Origin of the sequence: Bradyrhizobium elkanii WSM2783 (assembly GCF_000472865.1) — a bacterium.
Classification (GTDB): domain Bacteria; phylum Pseudomonadota; class Alphaproteobacteria; order Rhizobiales; family Xanthobacteraceae; genus Bradyrhizobium; species Bradyrhizobium elkanii_A.
Genome location: NZ_AXAP01000038.1, coordinates 79246 through 89601, shown reverse-complemented (window position 1 = coordinate 89601; position 10356 = coordinate 79246). Strand labels below are relative to the sequence as shown.

The window sequence follows — 10356 nt, the reverse complement described above, 5'->3', positions numbered from 1 at the left end:
TCCCCCTCCTGCAAATCAATCCGCGAAGAGAATCACAGCTGCCACGCGCCCGATATAAAAAGATTCACAGTCTCGTAGGGTGGGCAAAGCGAAGCGTGCCCACCTTTCTTGCACCACCCGTGGATGGTGGGCACGCTTCGCTTTGCCCACCCTACGCAACTGTCTCCTTCCGTCATTGCGAGCGCAGCGAAGCAATCCATGCGTCCGCTTGTGGAGAGATGGATTGCTTCGTCGCTTTGCTCCTCGCAATGACGGAGTGTATGTCGCTGTCTTCACGCAAAACAGAAAGGCCCGCATGTGCGAGCCTTTCTCACTCTTGACGTCGCTGCTCAGAACACGTTCGCGAACAGCACGTAGAGCGAAGCCGACAGCATGATCGCGGCGGGCAGCGTCAGCACCCAGGCCATCACCATGTTGCGGATGGTCGCGACCTGCAGGCCCGAACCGTTGGCGGCCATGGCGCCGGCGACGCCGGACGACAGCACGTGCGTGGTGGAGACCGGCAGGCCGAACGTATCGGCCGCGAAGATCGTGCCGGCGGCGACGAGCTCGGCGGAGGCGCCCTGCGCGTAGGTCAGGTGGGTCTTGCCGATCTTCTCGCCGACCGTGATCACGATCCGCTTCCAGCCGATCATGGTGCCGAGGCCGAGCGCGATCGCGACGGCGATCTTCACCCAGGTCGGGATGAATTTGGTCGCGCTGTCGAGCGAGGCCTTGTAGGCGTTCAGCGTCGCGATGTCTTCCTTGCTGAGATCGCTCTCCTTGTCCTTCATCAGGAAACGGATCGCTTCCGAAATCAGGTACATGTCGTTGCGGGTGTTGCCGACGGCTTCGGCGGGCACCTTGGTCAGCGAGCCGTACCTCGTCACCTGCTCGCTGACATCTTTCACCAGCACCGCGAGCGAGGGGAACGTGCCCTCAGTGAGGTGGTGAAGCGAGATGTACTGCGTCACGGCCGGACGGGGATCGCCGATAATGCTGTGACCGGCGCCCTTCGCGGCGATCACCTTGGACGCGGCTTCCGAGTTCTTCTGGAACTGGGCGACCATGGAGTCCGGCAGCGCGCGGTTCAGCGCATATGCCGTCGGCACGGTGCCGATCAGGATCAGCATGATCAGGCCCATGCCCTTCTGCCCATCGTTGGAGCCGTGCGCGAAGCTGACGCCGGTGCAGGTCAGGATCAGCAGGCCACGGATCCAGAGCGGCGGCGCCTTGTTGCCTTCGGGCGCGGCATAGAGGGCGGGGTTGCGCACCAGCATCTTGAGCACGAGCAGGAGTATCGCGGCGCAGATGAAGCCGACCAGCGGCGACAGCAAGAGTGCGTAGCCGATCTCGGTGGCCTTGCTCCAGTCGACGCCGGAAGTGCCGTCGCGGCCGCGCATCAGCGCATTGGCGATGCCGACGCCGATGATCGAGCCGATCAGCGTGTGCGAAGACGAGGCTGGCAGGCCGAAATACCAGGTGCCGAGATTCCACAGGATCGCGGCGATCAACAGCGCGAACACCATGGCAAAGCCGGCGCTGGAGCCGACTTGCAGGATCAGCTCGACCGGCAACAGCGAGATGATGCCGAAGGCGACCGCGCCAGACGAGAGCAGCACGCCGAGGAAGTTGAAGAAGCCCGACCACATCACCGCGACTTCGGCCGGCAGCGAATGCGTGTAGATCACGGTCGCGACCGCGTTGGCGGTGTCGTGGAAGCCGTTGACGAATTCAAAGCCGAGCGCAATCAAGAGCGCAACGAACAGCAGGATGTAGGGCAAGAACGTGGTGACGCGGGTGCCGGTGGCATCGACGTCGGAATAGATGCTGTAGGCGACGAACAGCAACCCCGCCGCGAGGATGCCGAAGAAGAGGATCATCGTCAGCGGATTGAAGCCTTTATCGAGATTTGGCCTTGAAGCCGGCTGAATCGGTCTTTCGTCGCGTACTGAAGTATTGAGTGCAAAATCGGTCATTCTGACGCCCCGTCGAAATACGGAAGGAGGCCCTTAGTCTTGACCATTGACTTGAAGGTTAGATGACAGCCGTAGTTTGCTTGAATGAAACGCGTGTCGCAACGGTGCTTGGGTGTTGCATCGATGATCGTCTGTCATGCGCGCTCGCGACATGAATGTTGACCATTCACATGACGAGCCATGCTCGCAGCGAAAGTGTGTGATGGATGTGTGATGGAGAGGAGCGGTCGCGCGCTGCCTGACGCCGGGGCTGTGGCGCCGTGGCAGCGCGTCGACCGCATGGGAACGTCATTGGCGTGAACAAGACGCCCCAAACTCCCCCTGTAATAGGGGAGTATTGTCCATCAATGTAAGGTTGTAAATAGATATCAGTCTTATCAACGGCTTGATATTTGCAGTGTTATGCATGGGGCCATGCTTATGCCGCAGCCCGCGCGCGTTTCCTCAACAGTTCCGCGGCGATCTTCAGATCCTCGACAAAGCGTTGATATTCCCGCGCTTTCGCATCCTCATCGGGCAGCCGCAGCAGATAGGAGGGATGCACCGTCACCAGCGCCTTGACGTCGTCGTCAAGATCGATCAGGCGGCCGCGGTTCTTGTTGATCGGCGTGAGCTTGTTGAACACGCATTGCGCAGCGGTCGCGCCCATCGCCACTACCAGGTCCGGTTTGATCGATGCGAGTTCCCGCTCATACCATTGGCGGCAGGCCTTGATCTCCGGCGTATTCGGCTTCTGGTGCAGGCGGATCTTGCCACGCGGCACAAATTTGAAATGTTTCACCGCATTGGTGACGTAGACCTTTTTGCGGTCGATACCGGCCTCGTCAAGCGCGCGGTCGAGCATCAGGCCGGCGGGACCGACGAACGGTTTTCCGGCGAGATCTTCCTTGTCGCCCGGCTGCTCGCCGACCAGCATCACCTGCGCGCTTTGCGGGCCTTCGCCGAACACGGTCTGGGTCGCATGCTCATACAGATGGCAGGCGCGGCAATCGGCGGCTTCCTTCCGCAGCGCACTCAGTCGGTCGGCGTGGCGGATCATGGCGGGTTCCGGTGGCGTGGCGATTTCGCTTGTGGGCTTAATCGTCGAAGCCTCCGGCAGGTTCCTCGATTGCTTCGCTGCCAGCCGGGCCGGGTTGAAGATCGTAGCGTAATGACGCTGCCAGATTTCCTCCAGCCGATTGCCTGCAGGCATCCCGACCTCGCCGATACCAGGGGTGATCGACACCGCATGTCCATCCCAATGCGCGCAGACATCAGGTGTGAGGATGGACCAGGGCATGTCGGCGAAGCGGCTCGCGAAGAATGGCGCCGCCAGTTCCACGACATGATGCTGCGGCTCGAACCAGGCGACGAAATGCGATTTGTGCTCGCGCCCGATCTCGCGGAAGCGGATCGACGTGCGCATCCGCTGTGCCTCGTGATGCACGGCCTTCGCCATCGCATGGATGCGCGCGACATCAGGGTCGTCGGCGACGTCGAGCAGGTCATGGTCGCGGCGCAGGCGCCACAACAGGCGATAGAGCAGGGCAAAGCGCTCGGCATCGCGATGCAGGATCGCGGTTTTCGCCAGCTCGACGAATTTGGCCGGCACGCTGAACGTGCCGTGTGGCGGCTCGAGCGGCGCTTCGCGGTCCAGCCCATCGAACGGTTCGACTTCGTTGTTGCGCACCGTCCACGTTACATCGTCAGGCGGCACCTCGTTCAGCACCAGCGTCCGTGCTGCCTTTCGCCAGCCGTCGAAATCAGTCTCGCTGCCCAGGATGATGTGGTGCATGGCACTTACTCTCCCTCCTGTCTCTCCTCTCGTCATGCCCGGGCTTGACCCGGGCATCCACGCCTTCCTCACCAAGGAAAGAACGTGGGTGGCCGGGACAAGCCCGGCCATGACGGCTCTCATGAATCCCATTGATTTCATTCATGAATTTATCCCGTTACCAATCTGATTGACTCCTCCCGCGCAGTTGGCTTTATATTAGAACATACCATGAACAATTGGGCCAGCTTCTAGTTTCTCCCGGAAGCCAGCAGCGGCCCCGATATCTTCCTTAAGGAGCGGCGCATGACGAGCGCACGCCTGAGCACGCTTGCGTCCCTGCGTGGGCGCATCGAGCGCATTGAGACATCCAATGAAGCGCATCCGCTGCCGCGGATCGCGCTCGGTCATGCCGGCGCTGATGCGATGCTCAAGGGCGGCCTCGCGAAAGCCGCGGTGCACGAGGTGTTTGCCGAGGGGCACCAGGGCGCTTCCGCCACCGGTTTCATCGCAGGTCTCGCCGGCCGTCTTGCCGCGCGAAAGCCGCTGGTCTGGGTGCGGCAGGATTTTTCCGAAACCGAATCCGGCGCGCTGTCGATGAACGGTCTGTCCGAGCTTGGCCTCGATCCGCGTATCCTCGTCACCGTGCGCGCCGCCGACATCGACAATGCCTTGCGCACCACGGCCGATGCGCTCGCCTGCGACGCGTTAGGCGCCGTCATCATGGAAGTCTGGGGCGAGTCCAAGCAGCTCGATCTGGTCGCGAGCCGCAAGCTGACGCTATCAGCGCAATCATCAGGCGTCCCCGCGCTGCTGCTGCGCCTGGCGGCAACGCCGCTTCCGTCCACCGCGGAAACCAGATGGATCGTGCGCGCGGCGCATTCGCCGCCGGGCGCCAGTTGGAGCGCGTGGGGCGCGCCTCTGTTCGATGCGCAGCTCGTTCGCAACCGTCATGGCCCGGTCGGGCGATGGATCATGGAATGGAAATGTGATGAGTGCCTTTTCAGTGAACCGTCGGCGTATCCTCAGCCTGTGGCTGCCGCGCCTGCCCATCGATCGGATCAAGCGGCAACTGGCGCGAAGCAGCGCCTCGCCAGTTGATCGCCACACGGGCGCCGCACCCCCTCTCCCGCAAGCGGGGGAGGGCTGGGGTGGGGGTGTCTCCGCGAGTCACGCGGTCTCCTTGATCGAACCGGTATCGCCGCGAGTTCCCACCTCTCCCCAACGGGGAGAGGTCGACTTGCACATGGCTATGTGCAAGTCGGGTGAGGGGGCTCAGGTCCCGCGAGAGACCGCACCCCTCACCCGGATCGCATCTAACGATGCGATCCGACCTCTCCCTATGGGAGAGGTGAAGAAAGAAATCCCCAGCGTTGTCGTCATCAAGGAGCACAACGCGCTCGTCATCCACTCTCTCGACGACATCGCCGCGCGAAGCGGGCTGTCGACTGGCCTGCCACTCGCCAATGCCCGCGCGATCTGCCCGGAACTGACGGTCTATGATGCCGACGAGGTCGCGGATGCCAAAACGCTCAATGACATCGCCGACTGGTGCGACCGCTTCACACCTCTGGTGGCGCTCGACCCGCCCTACGGTCTCTTCCTCGATATCACCGGCTGCGCCCATCTGTTCGGCGGCGAACACGCGATGCTGCAGATCATCTGCAGCGCTCTCAGTCGGCGCGGCTTTGCCGTCAGCGGCGCGATCGCAGCCACCTCGGTTTGCGCCCGTACGCTGACGCGGCATTCGTCAGGCAGGATCATCGAGGATGGTGCGGAGGTCGAAGCTGTCAGCCCTCTGCCGATCTCGGCATTGGGCGCCGATGAGACGATCACCAAAGGCCTGCGCCGCGCCGGCTTGAAGACGATCGGCGATGTTGCTGCCCGCGCGCGCCATGAGATTGCGGCGCGTTTCGGTGCTGCCTTCACCACGCGGCTCGAGCACGCGCTGGGGCAGGGCGATGCGCCGATCAGTCCGCGCAAGCCATTGCCTGACTACATCGTCGAAAAGCGGTTTCCTGAGCCGGTCACGACCGAGCCCATGATCGCGCTGACGCTGCAGAACCTCGCCAAGATGCTGGTCCAGGCGATGGACAAGCAGGGCAAGGGCGCGCGGAAGCTGGAAGCAGGCTTCTTCCGCACCGACGGCGCGGTGCGCACGCTTGCCGTCGAGACCGGGCGCGCGGTCACGAAGCCCGAGGTGATCGACCGCCTGTTCCGCGAGCGGCTCGATGCACTGAGCGATCCCCTCGATCCCGGCTTCGGCTTCGACCTGATCCGCCTGTCGGCTGGTCGTACCGAGATCGTGGTGCAGCAGCAGCGCGATCTCGATGCCCATGTCCATGACAATGACGAGCTTGCCGCGCTGATCGACCGCATCGCCGCCCGCATCGGCGGCAAGCGCGTGGTCGTGTACCTGCCGGAGGACACCCATATCCCCGAGCGCGCGGCGCTTGCCGCCCCTGCGCAGCATCATCTGGCCGCGGCCTCGCAAGCCGCCTGGCCCGCGCGCGCCGAGGGTGAACCGCCGCTCCGTCCGCTGCGCCTGTTCGAAAGGCCGGAGCCGATCAAGGTGCCGTTCGCCACCGTACCGGATGGACCGCCGCATCGCTTCACCTGGCGACGCGCTACGCATCAGGTGGTGCGGGTCGAGGGTCCCGAGCGCATCGCCATGGAATGGTGGCAGCAGGACGGGAAGGTGCTGACGCGCGACTATTTCCGCGTCGAGGACGAGCAGGGCCTGCGCTTCTGGATCTTTCGCGACGGCCTTTACGACAGCGAACTGATCGACGAAGACGGCAAGCCCATTCCCGCCAACTGGTTCGTGCATGGGCTTTTCGCATGATGGAACCGGCTCCCGACTATGCCGAGATCGGCATCACAAGCAATTTCTCCTTCCTGCGCGGCGGATCGGATCCGCGCGCCTATGTGCATCAGGCGAGCATTCTCCGCATCCCCGTGATCGGGCTTGCCGACCGCAACACGCTCGCCGGTGTGGTCCGTGCCTACAAGGAGCTCGAAAATTCGAAAGTGACACATCCGCCAAAGCTCCTGATCGGTTCGCGCATCGTCTTCATGGACGGCACGCCTGACATCCTGGTCTATCCGCGCGACCGCGCGGCTTACGGCCGGCTGTGTCAGCTCCTCACCCGCGGCAAGCGCGGCGATGACATCAAGAGGATCGAAAAGGGTGAGTGCCATCTGAAGCTGAGCGATCTCCTGGAATTCGCCGAAGACCAGCTCCTGGTGCTGTCCTTGCCGCATCGTTTCGAGACGACAGAGTCGCTCGATCTGCTCGAACGCCTGAAAGCAAGCCGTGCCGATGGCGTATGGCTCGCCGCAAGCCTTCTCTATCGTGGCGACGACAAGCGGCGCCTGGCACGATTGCATCACCTTGCGACGACAGCAGACGTGCCGCTGCTCGCAACCAACGAAGTGCTCTATCACCATCCCGCGCGCCGCCCGCTGCAGGATGTGCTCACCTGTATCAGGGAGAAGACGACGATCGATGCGATCGGCAAAAGACTGGAAGCCAATGCCGAGCGGCATCTGAAACCTGCGCAGGAGATGGCGCGGCTGTTCCGCGATTTTCCCGACGCGATCGTCGAGACCATGCGCTTTGCCGACCGCATCACCTTCTCGCTCGACCAGCTCAAATACCAATATCCCGATGAGCCGGTGCCGCCGGGCAAGACCGCGCAGCAGCATCTCGAAGACCTGACCTGGGCCGGTGTCATCAATTATTTCGGCGGCAAGATCGACGACACGCTTCGCGCCACCTTGCACAAGGAGCTCGCGCTGATCGCCGAGCTGAAATACGCGCATTATTTCCTGACCGTGCACGACATTGTCCGTTACGCGCGCAGCCAGGGCATTCTGTGCCAGGGGCGGGGATCGGCGGCAAACTCGGCCGTGTGCTACGTGCTCGGCATCACCTCGGTCGATCCGACCAAGGTCGATCTCCTGTTCGAGCGCTTCATCTCGAAAGAGCGGCTGGAGCCGCCCGACATCGACGTCGATTTCGAGCATTCGCGGCGCGAGGAGGTGATGCAATATGTCTATCGCCGCTATGGCCGTCACCGCGCCGCCATCATCGCAACCGTCATCCATTATCGTCCGCGCAGCGCGATCCGCGACGTCGGCAAGGCGCTGGGGCTGACCGAGGACGTCACCGCCGCGCTCGCCGATACTGTGTGGGGAAGCTGGGGCAAGGGCCTCAACGACATGCAGGTGCGGCAGGCGGGGCTCGACCCCAGGAACGAGATGATCGGACTCGCCGTCGATCTTGCCACCGAGCTGATCGAATTCCCGCGCCATCTCTCGCAGCATGTCGGCGGCTACGTGCTGACGCAGGATAGGCTCGACACCTACGTGCCGATCGGCAATGCCGCGATGGAAGACCGCACCTTCATCGAATGGGACAAGGACGACGTCGACGCGCTCAACATGATGAAGGTCGACGTGCTGGCGCTGGGCATGCTGACCTGCATCCGCAAGAGCTTTGACCTGATCGCCGATCACAAGGGCGAGCGATACGAGCTTGCGACGGTCCCGCAGGAAGACGAAAAAGTCTATGACATGCTGTGCCGCGGTGAATCGCTCGGCGTGTTCCAGGTCGAGAGCCGCGCGCAGATGAACATGCTGCCGCGCTTGAAACCGCGGGAATTCTATGACCTCGTCATCGAGGTCGCGATCGTGCGCCCGGGGCCGATCCAGGGTGACATGGTGCATCCCTATCTGCGCCGGCGAAACAAGCAGGAGAAGGTGAGCTATCCATCACCGTCACCGGAGCACGGTCCTGCAGACGAATTGTACAGGGTGCTGCACAAGACCCTCGGCGTGCCGCTGTTCCAGGAGCAGGCGATGCGGATCGCCATCGAAGCCGCAAAATTCACCTCCGAAAAGGCCAATGGCCTGCGCCGCTCGATGGCGACCTTCCGCAATCTCGGCACCATCGGCAAGTACGAGGACAAGCTGATCGGCAACATGGTCGCACGCGGCTATGATGGCGAATTCGCCAGAAGCTGCTTCGACCAGATCAAGGGTTTTGGCTCCTACGGCTTCCCGGAAAGCCATGCCGCGAGTTTTGCCCAACTCGTCTACATCTCCTCCTGGCTCAAGCATCATCACCCCGACGCCTTCTGCTGCGCACTGCTCAACTCGCAACCGATGGGCTTTTACGCCCCTGCGCAGATCGTCGGCGACGCCCGCAAGAACGGCGTCGAGGTTCGAGAGATCGACATATCCTACAGCTTCGCCCAGAACATGTTGGAGGAGGGCAGCGGTAAGCACTGTGCCGTGAGGCTAGGCTTCCGCCAGATCGACGGCTTCAACTGGAAAGACCCGGATGAGGAGAAGCTGAAGCAAATCCAGGCGTCATTCCATGGTGAACCTGCGATGTTGCCGCACGCTCCCACCTCTCCCCAGCGGGGAGAGGTCGACTTGCATATGACCATGTGCAAGTCGGGTGAGGGGGCTCAGGTCCCACGAGAGACCGCGCCCCTCACCCGCGCTGGAGCCTGTCATCGGGCGCGCCTTCGGCGCGACCCGTTGGGCGCGACCTCTCCCTATGGGAGAGGTGAAGAAATCGACTGGGCTGACCGCATTGTCGCTGCGCGGCAGCGGCGTCCCTTCACCTCGCTGGAGGATTTCGCCCGCGACACCGGCCTGCCCAAGCGCGCGTTGATCCTGCTTGCGGACGCCGATGCCTTCCGCTCGATCGGGCTTGATCGCCGCGCCGCGCTCTGGGCAGTGCGGCGGCTGCCCGACGACGTGCCTTTGCCTCTGTTCGAAGCCGCTGTTGCCCGCGAGCAGCCGGACGAGAACGCAAAACCCTTGCCGCAGATGCCGCGGCAGGAGCAGGTGGTCGCCGACTACCAGACCATCCGCCTGTCGCTGAAAGGCCACCCGATGGAGTTCCTGCGCGCGATGTTTGCAAAAGAGCGCGTCGTGCCCTGCCAGGAGATCTGCCATCGGAACGATAGGCGCCGCGTCCGCTGCGCCGGCGTGGTGCTGGTGCGGCAGCGCCCGGGCAGCGCCAATGGCGTGGTGTTCATGACGCTCGAGGACGAGACCGGGATCGCCAATATCGTGGTGTGGCCGAAGGTGATGGAGCAATACCGGAAAGAAGTGATGGGCGCGCGGCTGATCCTGGTCGAAGGCTATATCCAAAGTAGCCCGGAGCAGGTGACGCACCTGGTCGCGCAGCGCATGATCGATCGCTCCTATGACCTCATCAATCTCTCCAACGACGCCTTCAGCGCCAAGCCTGCCGTGCCGGCCGGCCCGGCTTTGGTCGAACCCCTCAACGACGACCGCCGCGACCACGGCGAAAACTCCCCGCAAAGAATCCGCCACCCCCGCAACGTCCGCATTCTGCCGCCCTCACGCGATTTCCATTGAATCCCGCCGCTGTCGTCGCTGTCGCCACAACCACCATCGTCATTCCGGGGCGCCCGAAGGGCGAACCCGGAATCCATCAGGCGGCATACTCTGCGGCGAAATGGATTCTCTGATGTGCAATTGCACATCATAGCTCGATTTCGCAATGCACTCGGCGTTGGCGATCCCGTCCCGAAGGTCTACCATATCGAAAGTCAGTGCCGTTTTGGCTGCCTGGACTATCGTTCATCTGCAACGGGCGGG

The 10356-nt window shown here is 62.8% G+C and carries 5 protein-coding genes; 3 read left to right on the top strand and 2 right to left on the bottom strand.

Going from position 1 to position 10356, the window contains the following annotated elements; genetic code table 11:
- Window positions 1–329: 329 nt before the first annotated feature.
- Window positions 330–1958 (bottom strand): inorganic phosphate transporter, encoded by a 1629-nt coding sequence (locus YY7_RS0128565; RefSeq protein ID WP_028166206.1) that lies wholly within the window; start codon window positions 1956–1958, stop codon window positions 330–332.
- A gap of 418 nt (window positions 1959–2376) precedes the next feature.
- Window positions 2377–3732 carry a UdgX family uracil-DNA binding protein gene (locus YY7_RS0128560; protein ID WP_028166205.1) on the bottom strand — a complete coding sequence of 452 codons (1356 nt, stop codon included), beginning with the start codon at window positions 3730–3732 and terminating at the stop codon, window positions 2377–2379.
- Between the two features lie 285 nt (window positions 3733–4017).
- Between YY7_RS0128560 and YY7_RS0128550 the strand changes: the two genes are divergently transcribed.
- The 3 genes from YY7_RS0128550 (at window position 4018) to YY7_RS0128540 (ending at window position 10113) form a co-directional block, all read left to right on the top strand.
- Entirely contained in the window at window positions 4018–4812 is a 795-nt protein-coding gene (locus YY7_RS0128550; protein ID WP_028166204.1) for an ImuA family protein, read from the top strand.
- A gap of 241 nt (window positions 4813–5053) precedes the next feature.
- Entirely contained in the window at window positions 5054–6556 is a 1503-nt protein-coding gene (locus tag YY7_RS0128545) for a Y-family DNA polymerase (protein ID WP_155255360.1), read from the top strand.
- The gene (locus tag YY7_RS0128540; RefSeq protein ID WP_028166202.1) at window positions 6553–10113 is read left to right on the top strand and encodes an error-prone DNA polymerase; all 3561 of its coding nucleotides are present in this window, start codon (window positions 6553–6555) and stop codon (window positions 10111–10113) included. Before YY7_RS0128545 ends, YY7_RS0128540 begins: the two co-directional genes overlap by 4 nt.
- The last annotated feature ends 243 nt before the right edge of the window (window positions 10114–10356 follow it).